Raw genomic sequence first — 19,205 nt, forward strand, 5'->3', positions numbered from 1 at the left:
TTAATTATATTTAAATACGGTCTAAAATATCCAAAAAATATCTTTTCAAATTGAAAAAAAAACAGAATTGAACTCGTTTGAAACCTATTGTAAATTCAATTCGAATTTGCTCTAAAAACAAAAAACCATCCTTAAATAAAGATGGTTTTTGTTCAATCAATATGAAGCGATTATTAATTCCAACCGCCACCCAAAGCTTTATACAATTGAACCATGGAACTCAATTGTCTTTCCGACAACTGCGACAGGCTTAATTGTGCATCAAACAAGGTGCGTTCTACATCCAAAACTTCCAGATAAGACACATAGCCACTATCATATCTTTCATAAGATAGTTTGTAGTTTATCAAGGCCGCTTGAACTTGTTTGTTGCGGGCTTGCCATTCTTCTTTGTATGTTTTTACATCTTGTATTGATTTTTCAACTTCAGAAACGGCTGTAATGTATGTTTTTTGATAGGAAAACTTGAATTGTTCCGCTTGTTGCCTGTTTATTTCCACTCGGCGTTTGTTTTTTCCAAAGGCAAATAGTGGCCCCGCAATTCCTCCAGATGCATTTTGCGAATAGGAACTTCCTAAAAACATGTCACTCAGGTTCGCACTGGCAAATCCGGCAATGGCAGCCAAATTAACAGAAGGAAAACGCATGGCTTGAGCCACCCCGATTCTTTCGTTGGAAGCCCTGTATCTCAATTCAGCCGCTTTTACATCGGGTCTGTTTTCCAATAAAGAAGAAGGGATGTTCAACGGGATTTCACTCACTATTTGTAATTCAGTATTGGATTTTCCTCTTTGAATTTCACTGGGAAGTTGACCTGTCAAAATGGAAAGCGTATTTTCTTGATAGGCAATTTGTCTTTTGATACTCGGAATGGTAGCTTCTGCAATGGCAACTTGTTGTTCGATTTGAACTTTATCCACTTCAGAAACATAGCCACTTTTGAATCTGGCATTTATGAGGTCAAAAGACTTTTGTCTGGTGGCAAGGGTTTGCTTGGCAATTTCTAGTTGATTGTCAAAATTTCGCAACTCAAAATAAGCCGTGGCAATATTGCTCACGATATCCGAAAGCACGACTTTTCGAGCTTCTTCCGTGGCAAGAAGTTCACTTTTCACGGCATTGTTTTCGTGGCGGAATTTTCCCCAAAAATCAAGTTCCCAAGACATGCTGGCTCCAGCATTGGAAACCGGAAAACTTTTTTCATTGCTGTTTATGGTCGCTCCATATTGAAATGAAGGAAATAAATTTGATTTGGAGTATCCTAGTTCCGCTTTGAGTTGTTCAATTCTGGAAACAGCAATTTTTAAATCATAATTATTCGCCAACCCTTTTGTTATTAGGTCTTTTAGAACATCATCATTAAACAGGTCAAACCATTTCAAATTGGTTACCGAAGCCAAGGTATCCAAGTTTTTCTCATTTCGATACGATTCCGACTTTTGTTCTTCGGGTCTTGCATATTTTGGCCCCACCATGCAACCCATCGGAAGTAGTGCAAGTGCCAATATGACAACAATTATTTTATATTTTTTAATCATGACTTGTAGTGTTAGGTTCAATATCATTTTCGTCACTTGCAATTGCTTCTTTCTTTTTTCCAATGTTTTCAATCATCACATATAGACCTGGCACAATTAACACTCCAAGAATTGTGGCTATCAACATTCCGCTGAACACCGCCATTCCCATTACAATACGAGCCTGTGAACCTGCGCCAGTGGCTGTCAACAAAGGAACAACCCCGAGGATAAATGCAAATGCGGTCATCAATATCGGGCGGAAACGAAGCTTCGCAGCTACCATTGCCGCTTCATAAAGAGGCACTCCTTTTTTCTCGTGTTCCTCTTTGGCAAATTCCACGATAAGAATGGCATTTTTGGCAACGAGTCCAATCAACAGTACGAGTCCGATTTGTGCAAAAACGTTATTCACATAGGCATCGCTTGTAAATCGCGCCAAAAACAAGCCTAAAAACGCTCCAAACACCGCCAAAGGTGCTCCAAGCAATACGCTGAAAGGCAATTTCCAACTTTCATATTGGGCGGCTAAAATCAAAAATACAAATACCAATGCCATAATAAATACAGAACTTCCTCCCGGTGCCTTTTTCTCTTGATAGGATAGATTAATGTAATCGTAACTCATATCATTTGGAAGGGTTTCTCTAGCCACCTCTTCCAGAGCATCCAAAGCCTGCGCACTACTGTAACCGGCATTTGCACTACCCCCAATTTCGGCTGATCTAAATAAATTTAACCTATTTGTAAAATCGGGTCCAGTCACTTTGGTAGCTGTAACCAAAGTAGATATTGGTAACATAGAACCATTATTATTTTTAATGTAAATTAAATTTAAGTTTTCAGGTTTAACTCGATCTGTAGCTTCTCCTTGCAAGAATACTTTATATTGTCGCCCAAATCGATTGAAATCATTGACATACGTTCCTCCTAAAAAGGCTCCTAATGCTTCCGTAACCCTTGAAACAGGCACACCTAATTTCATCGCTTTTTCATTATCGATTTCTAATTTTATTTGAGGTGTTGCGGCATTAAAAGTGGTGTAAATACGTTGAATTTCAGGTCTTTTTTGTGCAGCTGCAATAAAAACCTGCGTTTGTTGCGCCAAATACTCAGGTGAATTTCCTCCTCTATCCTGCAGCATTAAACTAAAACCAGCCGATGCACCCAATCCTTGAATGGCAGGCGGTCCAAATGCAAAAGCAGAGCCTTTGGTTACTTGCATTGCCAGTTTACCATTCAATTGATCCGTAAATTGCTTGGCCGTAAAAGAGCGTTCTTCCCAAGGTTTTAACGCAATAAAAATAAATGCATTATTAGGAAGATTCGAACTTGTAAGCAAACTGTACCCATTGATTGTGGTATAAGAAAGAATAGCATCCTCCTTTTTCAAAATAGCATCTACTTGTTTGGAGACTTCTTCTGTTCGCTGTAAAGATGATGATGGCGGTAATTGTATATTTAACAATACATACCCTTGATCCTCCTCAGGAATAAATCCTAACGGGATTTTAATTCCTAAAAAACTAACGGCTATTAATATAACTCCTAACAATGCCACTATACGCATCGATTTTTTAGCAAAGAAATTAACCCCATTAAGATAGCCTCCAGTAACTTTTTCAAAAATTCTATTGAATCCGGCAAAAAATTTAGCCAACCATCCTGTTTGCTCTTCGACTGGTTTTGTAGGTTTTAGGAGCATCGCACACAAGGCTGGACTTAATGACAAAGCACTAAATGCAGAGAAAGCCACCGATACCGCAATCGTAATGGCAAATTGCTGATAAAAACGTCCCGTAATTCCGGGAGTCATTGCTACAGGAATAAATACGGCACACAAAATTAATGCGATAGCAATTACAGGCCCTGAAACTTCTTTCATCGCCTGAATTGTTGCCTCTCGGGGCGTTTTCCCTTTTTCAATATGATGCATTACGGCTTCGACAACCACAATGGCATCATCGACCACAATACCAATGGCCAAAACTAACCCTAATAAAGACAAAGTGTTTATGGAGAATCCTAATAAAGGAAAAACGGCAATCGTTCCAATTAATGAAACTGGCACAGTAATCAAAGGGATTAAGGTAGCACGCCAATTTTGAAGAAAGATAAACACCACAAGGATAACTAATAATATCGCTTCAAAAAGTGTATGAACAATATCCTCCACACCAGCTGTAATAGCTAGAGTAGTATCTAATGATTCTTGATACTCAATGTCTTTAGGGAATCTCTCAGACATTTCTTTCATTGCTGCTTTGGCTTCAGCAGCTACTTCCAATGCATTACTTCCCGGCATTTGGAAAATAGTTATTGCAGCAGCCGGATTACCATTTCTTCGAGCATTTGTACTATAATTTTCAGTCCCTAATTCAATGCGAGAAATATCACTTAATAGCACTTCAGCTCCATCTTCTTTACTTCTGACAACAATTTTACCAAATTGTTGTTCAGTAACTAATCGATCTTGAAGTGTAACACCATAGGTAAAATCAGTACCAATTGGTGCAGGTTGAGACCCAAATTTTCCTCCTGGACTAATCATGTTTTGAGCATTCAAAGCATTTTTAACATCCTCAACAGTAACACCTAGTTTAGACATTACATCAGCCTTCAACCAAACCCTCATCGAATAATCACTACCCCATAGCGTAACTTCACCAACTCCTTTGATACGAGCTAATCGATCTGCAATATTAATACTCGCATAATTGTTTAAAAATTTTGCATCGTATTTAGGATTTTTGGAAGTTAAAGTGAACAACATTAAAGGAAAAGACAGCGATTTCTTTACCACTACCCCTTGTTGTTTTACACTTGCAGGCATAAATGGAGCCGATTGTGCTTGACGGTTTTGAGTAAGCATATTGGCATTATCTAAGTTGGTACCAACGTCAAAAGTTACTTCAAGTGTTAGCGCTCCATCAGAAGTATTGATGGATTTCATATACAACATATTCTCAACACCATTAACCTTTTGTTCTATAGGTGTTGCCACAGCTTGTTCCACATTCAAAGCATTGGCTCCTGTGAAATTTGTTGTGATTTTTACAACTGGAGGAACAATATCAGGATATTGAGAAACTGGTGTTTTTTGCAATGCCAATAGTCCAAGTAACACAATAATGATACTTATAACCATAGCGACTATTGGTCTTCTAACGAAAAATTCTCCCATAATTAATTTTATTAGCTAAATTATTTAGTTGGCGCTGCTTCTTGCTGACCTGGCTGCCATTGGATTAGTTTTGGAGTAATAACACTTCCATTTTTTAACAAAGAAGTACCGCCCATTGCAATTTTATCACCCGATTTCAAACCATCTTCAATAACATAACCATCTTTATAGGCGGGTCCTGGTTTAACAATTTGCATATGAACTTTACTACTATCACCCAAAACATATACTTGGTATATACCTTGCATTTCAATTACTGATCGTTGCGGAATTAGAAATGCATTAGCACGAACATCAGTAACCAATCCAACTTTTACATATTGACCTGGTCGCAATAATTTATCAGGGTTTGGGAATGATGCCTCAAATGTAATTGCTCCAGTTGTAGGATCAATTTGTCTGTCGGCAAAACTAATCTTTCCGGTTTGTGGATAAAGTGAGCCATCTGACAATTTTAGTGAAATGGATTGCCCAGCTCCTTTTAATGATGAATTTTCCTTATTGACTTCTCTATAAATACGAAGAAATTCTTGCTCACTTAAAGTAAAACGAACCCTAACATCCCCCAAATCAGAAACCGTATTTAAAACCGAAGCTGCTCCAGGACGAACATAATCGCCTACTCTTACTTTTGAAATTCCAATTAATCCGGATATTGGCGCTAATATTCTGCAATAGCCTAATTCTAATCTTGCGTTTTGCAAACTTGCCTTAGAAGCACTTATCGAAGCTACCGAAGCATTATAAGCCGCTTTTGCAGCTATTAATTCTCTTTGACTCACTGCATTCATTTTGGCCAAGGGAACCATCATGTCATAGTCTGATTTGGCTTTTGCTAATCGAGCTTCTTCCTCTGCCAATGAACCTTCTGCCTGATTTACTTTAGCTTGATAAGGAAGTGGATCGATGGAGTATAGCAACTGACCTTTGGTTACCAAACTTCCCTCTTTGAAATTAAGACTTTCAATAACGCCATCCACTCTGGGATTAATTTGAATGTCCGATTCTCCGAACGTTTGCCCTGTATATTCAGATTCCAGTCTTACATCTTGCTGTAAGACTTCGGTAACCGAAATTTCAAGTGGCTTCATCTCTGGAGCTGCTTCCTTTTTGCACGACGGCATCATGAAAATTAATAATATTGCCAGTAAAAAGTACGTTTTTTTCATTTTTTAATTTTTATTATGATGCATTAATATTCAACTAGTATGTAATAATTCAAAAATCGTATCCTAAGTTCCCCTAAAGTATTTAAGTTTTAATTTGTAGTAAAACTAATAATTTTTTTTTGAATTGTGCAAATAAATTAATCTTTTGAATTGGCATAATTTATACCAATCCGTGTTTTGTCATAAATTTTCGTAAACCACCACACAAACCGAAACAAAGAAACCAAGCACGGTAAAAACACCAGCCAGTTTACCTCCATGTTCATATGCTTCGGGAATCATAGAGTTGGCAAGCATCATCAAGATGGCTCCTCCAGCAAATGCCTGGATGAACGAAAGCCACTCCTTGGATGCACCACTGAAAAGAGCAAAACCGGCAACTGTTGCCAATGCACAAAACAAAGAAATGAATACCCACAGCAATACTATTTTTTTTCGACTCCATCCCCCTTCTTTCATGCCTGAGGAACCAGCAATCGCTTCTGGAAGATTGGAAATAAAAACAGCCACCAATATGGCCAAGCTTACCTTTCCTCCTTCAAAAATACCCAAACCAATGACAATGGATTCCGGCACTCCATCAAGAATAATGGCCAGCACCATGGGAATTACCAAACTCGAACTCTTGGACGCCCCTACTTTCAACCGATTGTCCGCCCCGAAATTCCCAATCAACTTGTCGGAGAAAAAAAATGTGGCCGCACCTACAAAAAGTCCAGCTGCAGGAAAACCGGTACCTCTGGCAAGTTTTACCGCTTCAAAAATTAATTCGTATGAAATTGCCGAAATTAATGTGCCTGCACCAAAACCCATAATTATCCCTATCGTGCGATTGCTTAAAGCAAACCGTATTGCAATAATTCCTCCTAAAATTAAGGAAGAAGTGGCAAGTAAGCCCCAAATAAATGCATTTATCACGTCAAAACAGATTAAATTAACAAAAAACACAAACAAATTTAAGTTAATTTATTGCAATAGAAATAGTTGTTAATCACTATTTTTTTGGATTAACCCTAAAAATATAAATATAAAATTTTAAGCACAACAACGCTCAAGGAACTTAAATCTTCTAATTCTCTTAAAGAATTATTTGCTATTTTTGAGGAACTATATATTCTTGCAAAGCTTCAAAACATTTTATTAGAACCAAACAATTGAGCCAACGACTTAAAAAACATACCACTATGGCAAAAAATAATAAAAATAATTCGAATGATTCGGATTCAAATCCAATGAATTTAAGCCAATTAAGCAAAAAAGCAATTATTGAACGTGCCAAAAAATTCTCGAAACAGTATTGTGTCGGCAACGGCGATGGTTTTAAACTTAAAGATTATGAAACCAAAGCCAGTTTCAATTTAGGAGATGAAGGAAAACCATTGGTCAAAGAAACTTTGGAAATAGGCGTTAATGCCTTGGCTGCCATGCAGGATATTTTGTATGCCCAAGACAAATGGTCGTTGCTCATTATTTTTCAAGCCATGGATGCTGCAGGAAAAGACGGCGCCATCAAGCATGTAATGTCTGGAGTAAATCCACAAGGCTGCCAAGTTTCCTCATTCAAAGCGCCCAGTTCGGAAGAATTGGACCATGATTTTTTGTGGCGTTGCCAAAAACACTTGCCCGAACGAGGACGCATCGGCATTTTTAATCGTTCCTATTACGAAGAAGTGTTGGTGGTTCGAGTGCATGAGGCGATTTTGAAAGCCCAGAAACTTCCTGAAAAATTGATAACCAAAGACATTTGGGAAGATCGTTTTCAAGACATTCGCAACTTTGAAAAATATTTGAATAGAAACGGCACCATCGTCATCAAATTTTTCCTGAACGTCTCCAAAGACGAACAAAAAGAACGCTTCATAGAACGTGTGGACGACCCCGACAAAAACTGGAAATTCAGTGCCACAGATGCCAAGGAAAGAGGCTATTGGAAAGACTATATGCATGCCTACGAAGAGTTAATCAAAAATACTTCAACCGAAAAATCGCCTTGGTACGTGATTCCTGCCGACAATAAATCATACGCCCGAATCGCGATTGCCTCGGCCATCATCAACGCCTTGGACGAAATGGACTTGGAATACCCAACGGTAAGCGATGAAAAATTAGCCGAATTACAAGCCGTAAAAAAAGCCCTGCTCGAAGAAAAATAATCCTCCCAAATTTTTAAATCTAGATTTATGAGCTCTGTGCATAAATTGTTTCCGCCCGCGCTTTGGTTCAAAGGCTACAATAAAAAAACTTTAAAGGGAGATTTCACTGCAGGAATCACTTTGGCAGCTTATGGAATTCCTGTTTCTCTGGCCTACGCCACTTTGGCGGGATTGCCTCCTGAATACGGGATTTACGGCTATTTACTTGGCGGTTTTTTCTATGCGCTATTAGGCACAAGCAAGCAATTGGCCATTGGTCCCACATCGGCAATTTCTTTACTTATTGGAACCACAATTGCCGATATGGCCAACGGCGACGTGCAGCGATGGGCCGATATTGCTTCCCTTACCGCATTGGTATTTGCCGTTTTGGCACTTTTAGCCTATTTGCTGAGATTGAGCGGCATCATCAATTTTATTAGCGAAACGGTTTTGGTGGGTTTCAAGGCCGGTGCTGCCCTGACTATTGGTTTAACCCAATTGCCGAAATTGTTTGGCGTGAATGGAGGTGGCGAAAACTTCTTGGAACGCATAATTGCCCTAATTCAGCAACTTCCGGAAACCAATTCATCCGTATTAATTTTCGGAATTGCCGCCATTGTTATTCTGATATTTGGCGAAAAAATAGCTCCCGGAAAGCCTGTTGCCATAATAATCGTAATCATTTCCATTTTTTTAATCACTACAACTTCACTGGGACTTCAAGGCATTTCAACCGTTGGAAGAATCCCTTCAGGCTTGCCAGAATTTCATTTGCCTTCCCTTCGTTTTCGCGATATTGACGGCGTGTTTCCACTGGCAATGGCTTGTTTTTTATTGTCTTATATCGAAAGCGTTTCGGCAGCAAGAACCTTGGCACAAAAAAACGGCTATTTTATTGATCCACGACAAGAATTGTTGGCACTCGGAATTGCCAATGCGGCCGTTGCCTTGGGACAGGGTTATCCCGTTGCAGGCGGTTTGTCACAGTCTGCGGTCAATGATACTGCGGGTGCAAAAACGTCTTTGTCATTGGTATTTGCATCGGCTGCCATTGCATTTTGTCTTTTGTTTTTAACGGACATGCTTCAATATTTACCCAATGTAATTCTGGCTGCGATTGTGCTGGTCGCCATTCGGGGCTTGTTTGATTTAAAAGAAATGAAGCATTTGTACAAAATAAACAAAGAGGAATTTTTCGTGGCCATGATTGCACTCGTTGGCGTGCTTGTTTTTGGCATTCTCAGGGGAGTTTTGCTGGCGGCAATAGTGACATTGGTATTATTATTAAAAGCAACATCAAACCCAAACGTGGCATTTCTGGGGAGAATTCCAGGAACCAAACGTTATTCTGATTTAGAACGCCATCCCGACAACGAAATTATCGAAAGTGTCCTAATCGTCAGGGTCGAATCTGCCATTTTATATTTCAACGTCGAAAACATCAAGGAAGAAATTTGGTCAAAAATAGATAACGAAACCCATCCTATAAAAACGGTAATACTGGATTTGAATTCCTCTCCACACGTCGATATTGCTGGAGCACGGTTTTTAAAACAACTGTTCATCGATTTGAAAAAAAAGAAGATTGCCTTGAAAATTGCCGAAGCCCGGTCCGAAGTTCGCGACACCTTGCGCTCCGAAAATCTGGAAGACCTTTTGGGTCACATCAGCCGTTTTGTTTCCGTCGATGATTTGGTGGTTGAAGCCACAAAAAAAGATTCTTAAACAGTCAAGGTTTTTTGTGAAAACTATTTTTCTGATTTCTTGGAAGAAGCATATTTTCCGACCAACATCGAAATAATTATGGCAACATAAAGCTGACCCGAAACCCCTATCAAGACGGAAAGTGATTTTGAAAATGGATGAATCGGAACAATGTCACCATAACCCGTTGTGGTAAAAGTCATAAAGGTATAATAAATATTGTTCTGGATGGGTTCGATGAATTTAGTTTCCAAATCCCCATTTATACTAGCGCTATAGGCTCCCGGAATAGTCAACGAAATAGCCGTCACAATCAAGCTGAATGCAAATCCCAATAAAAGATACCCCGTAATGGAATCAACAATTACTTTGAAAGTAACTGTTGAAATGGATGAAATTTGCTTAATCAAGCTAAAAACAAGATATAAAAAGAAAAAGAAATTAATAAATCGAAAGCCCAACCTAAAAAAAGTCGTGTCAACAAAATAGGAACTCCAGATTACCATCAATGAAAAAACGGCAAAACTTCTTATGAATTTATGGTTCTGTTTTAATGACAAAACCGAAAAAACAACTATACCCGTAACGGAACACGTGAAAAGGAATTCAAGATATTGTATCGGGCAAATCGGAATAACAAAAACCGTGACAAGCGTAAAGAACAAAAGAATGCCATTGGCTAAACTGGATTTATTTTCTTTATCGTTCGTCGAAATCATTTCACTAAATTTTGACCAAAGGGATTCTTTCATGTCATGTTGCTTAGACTAATACCAATTCTATCTCAAAAGTAACCAAAACCAAGCTAGTGGACAAATTTATTACTTAGCCCTAAAGTTGACCACCTAGTTTTTTAATCTAAAAATAAACCCTAAATTTGCACCCGAATTCTTCCATTTAGAATTCACCACATATTTCTCACTTAAACGTTTATAGCATGCAACTGTATAACACCTTAAGCGCAGAAGAAAGAGCCGAGCTGATTGATCAAGCCGGCAAACAACGCCTTACGTTGTCTTTCTATGCGTATGCCAAAATTGAAGATCCAAAAAAATTTCGCGACGATTTGTTTATTGCCTGGAATGCACTCGATGCGCTGGGTCGAATTTATGTAGCCCACGAAGGCATCAACGCCCAAATGAATGTTCCTGCAGAAAATTTCGAAGCTTTCAGGGAAACTTTGGAAGTTTATGATTTCATGAAAGGCATTCGCCTGAATGTAGCCGTAGAACATGACGATCACGCCTTTTTGAAACTAACCATCAAAGTGCGCCACAAGATTGTTGCCGACGGTCTCAACGACGCAACTTTTGACGTAACCAACAAAGGAATTCACTTAAAAGCCAAGGAATTCAACGAAATTCTTGATGATCCAAACACCATCGTCGTGGATTTTAGAAATCATTACGAAAGTGAAGTCGGCCATTTCAAAGGAGCCATCACTCCCGATGTTGAAACTTTTAGAGAGAGTTTACCCATAATAAACGAACAACTTCAAGACCACAAAGAAGATAAAAACCTGGTAATGTATTGCACCGGCGGCATTCGATGCGAGAAAGCAAGTGCTTATTTCAAACATCAGGGTTTCAAAAATGTGTTCCAATTAGAAGGCGGCATCATCAATTACGCCAAACAAATTGAAGCAGAAGGATTGGAAAGCAAGTTCATTGGAAAGAATTTTGTTTTTGATAATCGTTTGGGCGAAAGAATTACGGACGATATTGTTTCGCAATGCCACCAATGCGGAAAACCTTGCGACAATCACACCAATTGTGCCAACGACGGATGCCATTTGTTATTCATTCAATGTGACGAATGCAAAGCAGCTATGGAAAATTGCTGTTCTACGGAATGTCTTGAAATTACCCATTTATCATTGGTCGAACAAGTGAAATTAAGAACCGGAAAACAAGTCGGAAATAAAGTTTTCAGAAAAGGAAAGTCCGAAAGTTTGAAATTCAAAAACTCTGGAGAGTTGACGGATACGGCTTTGGCCACGGCTTCAAAACCAACTGATATTCGCCAGAAAATAAAAGTAAAAAAGACATTGCTTGGCAAAGTGGAGCATTATTACGTAAAAGCACAAGTAGGCCTTTTCATCATCGAAAACCAAGAATTGAATTCGGGTGACAAAATCCTGATCTCGGGACCAACCACCGGAAACCAGGAAATGGTTTTGGACAAAATGATGGTCAACGGAACCGAAAACACGATGGCTAAAATTGGCGACAAAGTAACATTTGCAGTACCTTTCAGAATTCGATTGTCTGATAAATTATTTAAAATCATCGGATAATTTCCAAAAAAATCACTCATCCCCTTTATCAAGGTTCAAAACTTTGACAAAGAATTACTCCATACAAAATGACAACAAACAATAAGATAGAATTAATGGCTCCAGCAGGAAACTTCGAGTCATTACAAGCAGGATTAGACAACGGAGCCGATTCCGTTTACTTCGGAGTAGAACAATTGAACATGCGCGCTCGCGCCACCGTCAATTTCACGATGGAAGATTTGCCGGAAATTGCCCGTCGTTGCGAAGCCAAAAACGTTCGAAGTTATCTAACATTGAACACCATCATTTACGACCACGATTTATCGGTGGTGAAAACATTATTGGCCAAAGCCAAAGAAGCCAATATCACGGCAGTAATTGCTTCCGACCAAGCTGTAATTGCGATGGCAAGAGGCATCGGGATGGAAGTCCATATTTCGACCCAACTGAATGTGACGAATATCGAAACCATCAAATTCTACAGCTTATTTGCCGACACAATGGTTTTGTCTCGCGAATTGAGTTTACGTCAAGTAAAAAACATTACCGCACAAATCGAGAAAGAACAAATCAAGGGACCAAACGGCAACTTGGTGGAAATAGAAATCTTTGGTCATGGTGCATTGTGCATGGCGGTTTCGGGAAAATGTTATTTGAGTTTACATTCTCAAAATTCATCTGCAAATCGTGGTGCCTGCAAGCAAAATTGTCGCAAAAAATATACTGTTATCGACCAAGAAACCGGTTTCGAAATCGAATTGGACAACGAATACATGATGTCGCCGAAAGATTTATGCACGCTGGATTTCTTGGATCAAGTAATTGATTCCGGCATTCAAGTCTTGAAAATCGAAGGTCGTGGTCGTGCTCCAGAATATGTGGCAACGGTAATAAAAACCTACCGTGAAGCCATCGACAGTTATTATGAAGGCACTTTTACCAAAGAAAAAGTAAGTGTTTGGATGGAAGCCTTAAATACGGTTTACAATCGTGGTTTTTGGTCAGGCTATTATTTGGGCCAGGAATTGGGCGAATGGAGCGATGTTTCCGGTTCGGCGGCGACCCAAAAGAAAGTATATGTTGGAAAAGGAACCCATTTTTTCCCGAAAGCCGAAATTGGACAATTCAAGATTGAAGCTTACGACATCAAGATTGGCGATAAAATTCTGGTTACCGGTCCAAGCACGGGAGCACAAGAAATGATTATCGAGGAAATGTACGTGAATGACGTGACGGCAGAAAAAGCCACGAAAGGAGACGATTGCACTTTTAAACTGCCTTTCAGAATCCGAATGTCGGACAAATTATATAAAATCGTGGAAGCCTAATGGTCATTGTAACACTGCAAAGAGACAAATGCATTGGCTGCAATTATTGCGTGGAAATGGCACCCGTCCAATTTCAAATGTCCAAAAAAGACGGAAAATCAGTGTTGATTAAAAGCGTGAATGCCAAAGGATTTTTCACGCTGAAATCGCCTGACCACACCATTGTCGAAAGTTGTGAATTGGCAGCCAAAGCCTGTCCGGTGAAGATTATTTCGGTGAAAGAAACGTAACTTTTTCGTTATTTCCACCCATAAAGCAACCCGTCACAATTGAAATCGTGATGGGTTTTTTTTTAGTATATTTTTATGATTTTTTGCCCTTTTTACCCCTTGTAACATAAAACTAAAAAATACTATCTTTACAAATTAAACGTTTTAAGAACTTAAATTGCTTTTATAGCAATACTACATATATCATTATGGCATGTACAAGTTGTTCAACTTCTGATGGTGGCGCACCAAAGGGTTGCAAAAATAATGGGACTTGCGGCACCGACAGCTGCAACAAATTAACGGTTTTCGACTGGCTTTCGAACATGAGTTTGCCCAATGGCGAAGCTCCGTTTGACTGTGTCGAAGTGCGTTTCAAGAACGGAAGAAAAGAGTTTTACCGCAATACCGAAAAACTGACTTTAAGCATGGGTGACATTGTCGCCACCGAAGCTTCTCCGGGTCACGACATCGGAATTGTGACGCTAACCGGCGAGTTGGTTCGCATCCAAATGAAGAAAAAAGGAGTCAATCACACCAGTGCCGACGTTGCCAAAGTGTATAGAAAAGCATCCCAAAAAGACATCGATATTTGGTCAAATGCCCGCAACAAAGAGGAACCAATGAAGGTTCGCGCACGAGAATTGGCCATTGCCCAAAAACTGGAAATGAAAATTTCCGACATCGAATTTCAAGGCGATGGATCGAAAGCCACTTTCTATTACACGGCCAATGACAGAGTCGATTTCAGACTTTTGATCAAGGATTTTGCCAAAGAATTCAGTACCAGGGTCGAGATGAAACAAGTGGGTCTTCGCCAAGAAGCCGCTCGTTTGGGAGGCATTGGATCTTGCGGAAGAGAATTGTGTTGTTCCACTTGGCTAACTGATTTTAGAAGCGTGAATACCTCGGCAGCTCGTTACCAACAATTGTCCTTGAACCCACAAAAATTGGCAGGTCAATGCGGAAAATTGAAATGCTGCCTGAATTATGAATTAGATACTTACATGGATGCCTTGAAAGGTTTTCCGAGCATGGATACCAAATTAGTAACCGAAAAAGGAGATGCCGTTTGCCAAAAACAAGACATTTTCAAAGGAATGATGTGGTTTGCCTACACCAATGATTTTGCCAATTGGCACATGCTTAAAATAGAGCAAGTCAACGAAATTATTGCCGAAAACAAACTCAAAAACAAGGTGGCTTCATTGGAAGATTATTCAATCGAGGTGGTTCAAGAACCCGAAAAGCATTTTAACAATGCCATGGGTCAGGAAAGTTTAACCCGTTTTGACCAACCCAAGAAAAAGAAAAAACCAAACAAAAAACGCAAACCGGGCGGAGAAAATATTATCGTTGCCAACAAAAACAGTGACAACAAACCCAACGATAACACAAACGGGAACAAGCCAAACAATAATAATAATAATAATAATAATAAGCCAAACAACAACAAAAGGCCAAACAATAATTCTAAACCCAATAATTCCAAACCCAATAATTCCAAACCCAATGTTGCCAAACCCAATGTTGCCAAACCCAATGTTGCCGGAGACAAAAAACCTGCTGTACCAAGAAAACCAATAATTATCACCAAAAATGAGAATAAAGAATAGTGCATTACTGCTTTTGGTCGTGATACTCTTTTTTTCATGCGATAAAAAAAGGGTTTTTGACGAATACAAATCCGTGGGAACTGCGTGGCACAAAGACAGTATTGTAACTTTTGATTTACCAGAATTGGATTCGACAAAACGATACAATTTATTCGTAAATTTGAGAGACAACAACGATTATCCGTTCAATAATCTCTTTTTGATTGTGGCACTGGAAATGCCCAACGGCTTCACGAAAGTGGATACATTGGAATATCAAATGGCGAATCCAGACGGTTCCCTAATGGGGGATGGATTCACGGACATCAAGGAAAGCAAACTTTTCTATAAAGAGAAAGTGAGATTTAGAGGAAAATACAAAGTACACATCAAACAAGCCGTCAGAGAAAACGGAAAAGTTCCCGGAGTACAAGCTTTAGAAGGAATTACCGATGTAGGTTTCAGAATAGAAAAAATAGATTAAGACATCAATATGGCTGTTAAAAAAAACAATAATAAGGCAAACAACGTAGAAAAAGACATCAATTACTATAAAAAGAAATTCTGGAAAGTTTTCTTTTATGGCTTGGGCGGCATCATGGTATTTTTCTTGTTCGCCTCATGGGGACTTTTTGGCTCCATGCCTTCATTCGAAGATTTGGAAAATCCAGACTCCAATTTGGCTACCGAAATCATCTCGTCTGACGGAGTGATTTTGGGAAAATATTTCGAAAAAAACAGGTCGCAATTAAAGTATTCCGACTTGCCTAAAAATTTGGTGGATGCATTGGTAGCCACCGAAGACGAACGCTTTTACGAACATTCCGGGATTGACGGCCGAGGAACATTGAGAGCCATTGCCAGTATGGGAACAAGCGGAGGTGCAAGTACCTTGACCCAACAATTGGCCAAACAATTATTCCACGGCGAAGGTTCCAAATTCCTGCCTTTTAGAATCGTGCAAAAAATAAAGGAATGGATTATCGCCATCCGATTGGAACGCCAATACACCAAAAACGAAATCATCGCCATGTACTGCAACGTCTATGATTTCGGAAATTATTCTGTTGGGGTGAGCTCTGCGGCGCAAACCTATTTTTCTAAAGCACCGAAAGATTTAACCATTGACGAATCGGCAATATTGGTCGGAATGTTTAAAAATTCAGGTTTGTACAATCCAGTAAAAAATCCGCAAGGTGTCAAAAACCGTAGAAACGTGGTGCTTTCGCAAATGGAAAAAGGACATATCATTACCAAAGATCAAAAAGAAAAACTACAAGCATTGCCCATCACCCTAAAATTCAAACTGGAAAGCCACCGCGAAGGAACGGCCACTTATTTCAGGGAATATTTGCGTGATTATATGAAAAAATGGGCAGAAACAAACAAAAAAGCTGATGGTTCTGATTACGACATCTACAAAGACGGCTTGAAAATCTACACCACCATCGATTCCAGAATGCAATTGCACGCCGAAGAAGCCGTTGAAAAGCACATGGCCAACCTGCAAGAACAATTTTTTATTGAAGCAAAAGACAACAAAAATGCGCCTTTTGTCAATATTTCCGAAGCCGAAACCCAACGCATCCTCAAACAAGCGATGAAAGCATCCTATCGCTGGACGGTAATGACGGAACTGGAAAAAAGCGAGGAAGAAATCATTGCTTCTTTCAGCAAAAAGACAAAAATGAAAGTCTTCACCTGGAAAGGAGAAAGAGATACCATTATGACACCATTGGATTCCATCCGATATTACAAACACTTCCTGCAATCGGGATTGATGGCCATGGAACCCCAAACGGGCAATATCAAGGCTTGGGTGGGCGGAATCAATTACAAATATTTCCAATACGACCACGTGGGGCAAGGAGCCAGACAAGTAGGTTCCACATTCAAACCCTTTGTTTATGCCACGGCTATCGAACAATTGGGAATGTCGCCTTGTGACACCATTGTCGATGGTCCATTCATGATTCGCAAAGGTCGCCATAACGTAACCGAAGATTGGGAACCCAGAAATTCCAACAATTCATACCGTGGAATGGTAACCTTGAAACAAGGATTGGCCAATTCCATCAACACCATTTCGGCCAAATTGATTGACAAAACAGGACCTGAAGCCGTTGTGGAATTGACACACAAATTAGGCGTAAAATCCGAAATTCCTGCCCAACCATCCATTGCATTGGGTGCCGTTGATATTACTGTCGAAGACATGGTTGCCGCATATGGAACCTTTGCCAACCAGGGCGTTTATGTAAAACCACAATTCATCACCCGAATAGAAGACAAGAGTGGTGTCGTGATTTATGAACCCATCCCGGAATCGCATGACGTATTGAATAAAGACATTGCTTTTGCCGTAATCAAATTGCTCGAAGGTGTTACCGAAAGTGGCTCTGGAGCAAGATTGCGTACTCAAGGTGGCGGAAGCGGCGACAACCGCTGGACAGGCTATCCGTACATGTTTACCAATCCAATTGCAGGTAAAACAGGAACAACACAAAACCAGTCAGACGGTTGGTTCATGGGAATGGTTCCCAACTTAGTAACTGGAGTTTGGGTAGGTTGCGAAGACCGTTCTGCTCGTTTCAAAAGTCTGACTTATGGTCAAGGAGCAACAGCAGCCTTGCCTATTTGGGGTTATTTCATGAAACTGTGTTATGAAGACCAAAACCTCAAAGTTTCCAAAGAAGATTTCGACAGACCACCAAATCTTTCCATAAAAGTGGATTGCTACACCCGACCAGCAGCAGTTGTAAAAGACACTACCGCGGTAGAACAAGACACCGAGGAATTCGAATTCTAAAACCATAAATGGAGCCTCCTTTAATAAATTTATTATCGGAGGCTTTTTTGATTGCCAACTGAATTGCAATATTGTTTTTTCTTTTAAAAATAAAGGCTTACTTTTAATAGCCAAAAGAAATCGTTTTGCCATGATCAACAAAAAAGTTAACAACGTTCAAGAAGCACTCCAAGGAATCGAAAACGGAATGACCCTGATGCTGGGCGGTTTCGGACTGTGCGGTATTCCCGAAAACTCCATTGCCGAATTGGTGAAAAAAGAAACTACCAATCTGACCTGCATTTCTAACAATGCCGGTGTTGATGATTTTGGTCTTGGGCTACTTTTACAAAAACGCCAAATCAAAAAAATGATATCTTCCTATGTGGGAGAAAATGCCGAATTCGAACGCCAAATGCTTTCTGGTGAACTTGAAGTAGAACTCATCCCTCAAGGTACTTTAGCTGAACGCTGTCGTGCTGCACAAACTGGAATTCCCGCTTTTTTCACGCCAGCCGGTTTCGGAACCGAAGTCGCCATTGGCAAAGAAACCCGAGAATTCAACGGAAAAATGCACGTAATGGAATTGGCTTTCAAAGCTGATTTTGCGATTGTAAAAGCCTGGAAAGGCGACACAGCAGGAAACCTCATCTTCAAAGGAACCGCCCGAAATTTCAATCCTTGTATGGCTGGTGCGGCAAAAATCACCATCGCCGAAGTCGAGGAATTAGTCGAAGCCGGAACACTCGACCCCAACCAAATTCACACTCCCGGAATCTTCGTGCAACGCATTTTTCAAGGGGAAAAATATGAGAAGAGGATTGAGAAGAGAACCGTTAGAGAGAGAAAATAATGTTCAGTGTTCAGCAAACAGTAATCCAAAAAAAATCAATATGAGAAAAATAATTCTAATGATAATGTTATCCACTTTAGTATTTGCATCTTGTAAAAATAAAAACAGTGACATATTGGATGGGAAAAGTTTTATTGGATTTGAAGAAGATGTATATTTTGATACCCCAACACGAACATTTCAAACAATATTAACTTTCAAAAATGATAGTGTATTGGTCGTGAAAAAATTAATCTCCATAATTGATAAGGACACTTTGAATTTTAAATTAAAGTATTCTAATTATCAGTACAAAGGAGTAGTTAAAAAAGAAAAAAACAATCTAGAATTTGTCGCAGATGCATATAAATGTAAAGGCTGTCAGTATTCCGTTGCATTGGGTAAAAAAGGTTTTGCAAAAAAGTATATGAAAAAAAAGCTTATAAAGGTTTAATTTCTAAAAATG

General features: G+C 39.5%; 15 protein-coding genes. 10 read left to right on the forward strand and 5 right to left on the reverse strand.

Annotated elements, in window-relative coordinates; genetic code table 11:
* Positions 1–173: 173 nt before the first annotated feature.
* The 4 genes from OZP13_RS15290 to OZP13_RS15305 form a co-directional block, all read right to left on the reverse strand.
* Positions 174–1,538: an efflux transporter outer membrane subunit gene (locus OZP13_RS15290; RefSeq protein ID WP_281297728.1), complete on the reverse strand. Its 1,365-nt coding sequence runs from the start codon at positions 1,536–1,538 to the stop codon at positions 174–176.
* A complete protein-coding gene (locus OZP13_RS15295) occupies positions 1,531–4,701 on the reverse strand; it encodes an efflux RND transporter permease subunit (RefSeq protein ID WP_281297729.1) in 3,171 nt (1,056 codons plus the stop codon). The genes OZP13_RS15290 and OZP13_RS15295 overlap by 8 nt, the downstream gene beginning before the upstream one ends.
* Positions 4,702–4,721: 20 nt before the next feature.
* Positions 4,722–5,870 (reverse strand): efflux RND transporter periplasmic adaptor subunit, encoded by a 1,149-nt coding sequence (locus tag OZP13_RS15300; protein ID WP_281297730.1) that lies wholly within the window; start codon positions 5,868–5,870, stop codon positions 4,722–4,724.
* 180 nt (positions 5,871–6,050) lie between these two features.
* Entirely contained in the window at positions 6,051–6,788 is a 738-nt protein-coding gene (locus tag OZP13_RS15305) for a ZIP family metal transporter (protein ID WP_281297731.1), read from the reverse strand.
* Positions 6,789–7,054: 266 nt separating this feature from the next.
* On the opposite strand from OZP13_RS15305, the gene OZP13_RS15310 reads away from it, so the two are divergent.
* A complete protein-coding gene (locus OZP13_RS15310) occupies positions 7,055–8,023 on the forward strand; it encodes a polyphosphate kinase 2 family protein (protein WP_281297732.1) in 969 nt (322 codons plus the stop codon).
* Between the two features lie 27 nt (positions 8,024–8,050).
* Positions 8,051–9,730, forward strand: a complete 1,680-nt coding sequence (locus OZP13_RS15315; protein WP_281297733.1) for a SulP family inorganic anion transporter — start codon at positions 8,051–8,053, stop codon at positions 9,728–9,730.
* Positions 9,731–9,753: 23 nt separating this feature from the next.
* On the opposite strand, the gene OZP13_RS15320 is transcribed toward OZP13_RS15315, so the two are convergent.
* Positions 9,754–10,461 carry an ion channel gene (locus tag OZP13_RS15320; RefSeq protein WP_281297734.1) on the reverse strand — a complete coding sequence of 236 codons (708 nt, stop codon included), beginning with the start codon at positions 10,459–10,461 and terminating at the stop codon, positions 9,754–9,756.
* Positions 10,462–10,646: 185 nt separating this feature from the next.
* Between OZP13_RS15320 and trhO the strand changes: the two genes are divergently transcribed.
* The 8 genes from trhO (at position 10,647) to OZP13_RS15360 (ending at position 19,193) form a co-directional block, all read left to right on the forward strand.
* Complete coding sequence (trhO, locus tag OZP13_RS15325) at positions 10,647–12,005, forward strand: oxygen-dependent tRNA uridine(34) hydroxylase TrhO (RefSeq protein ID WP_281297735.1); 1,359 nt, start codon at positions 10,647–10,649, stop codon at positions 12,003–12,005.
* Positions 12,006–12,073: 68 nt separating this feature from the next.
* Entirely contained in the window at positions 12,074–13,315 is a 1,242-nt protein-coding gene (locus tag OZP13_RS15330; protein ID WP_281297736.1) for a peptidase U32 family protein, read from the forward strand.
* Positions 13,315–13,545, forward strand: coding sequence for a ferredoxin (locus OZP13_RS15335; RefSeq protein ID WP_073367614.1), 231 nt, complete (start codon positions 13,315–13,317; stop codon positions 13,543–13,545). Before OZP13_RS15330 ends, OZP13_RS15335 begins: the two co-directional genes overlap by 1 nt.
* Positions 13,546–13,733: 188 nt before the next feature.
* The gene (locus OZP13_RS15340) at positions 13,734–15,140 is read left to right on the forward strand and encodes a PSP1 domain-containing protein (protein ID WP_281297737.1); all 1,407 of its coding nucleotides are present in this window, start codon (positions 13,734–13,736) and stop codon (positions 15,138–15,140) included.
* Entirely contained in the window at positions 15,124–15,603 is a 480-nt protein-coding gene (locus OZP13_RS15345; RefSeq protein WP_281297738.1) for a gliding motility lipoprotein GldH, read from the forward strand. The genes OZP13_RS15340 and OZP13_RS15345 overlap by 17 nt, the downstream gene beginning before the upstream one ends.
* A gap of 9 nt (positions 15,604–15,612) precedes the next feature.
* On the forward strand, positions 15,613–17,928 hold the full coding sequence (locus tag OZP13_RS15350; RefSeq protein WP_281297739.1) for a penicillin-binding protein 1A: 2,316 nt from the start codon (positions 15,613–15,615) through the stop codon (positions 17,926–17,928).
* A 130-nt stretch (positions 17,929–18,058) separates the two neighbouring features.
* Positions 18,059–18,760: a CoA transferase subunit A gene (locus OZP13_RS15355; RefSeq protein WP_269240984.1), complete on the forward strand. Its 702-nt coding sequence runs from the start codon at positions 18,059–18,061 to the stop codon at positions 18,758–18,760.
* Positions 18,761–18,800: 40 nt separating this feature from the next.
* Positions 18,801–19,193: a hypothetical protein gene (locus OZP13_RS15360; RefSeq protein ID WP_281297740.1), complete on the forward strand. Its 393-nt coding sequence runs from the start codon at positions 18,801–18,803 to the stop codon at positions 19,191–19,193.
* Positions 19,194–19,205 lie beyond the last annotated feature (12 nt).

Source organism: Flavobacterium limnophilum (assembly GCF_027111315.2).
Classification (GTDB): domain Bacteria; phylum Bacteroidota; class Bacteroidia; order Flavobacteriales; family Flavobacteriaceae; genus Flavobacterium; species Flavobacterium limnophilum.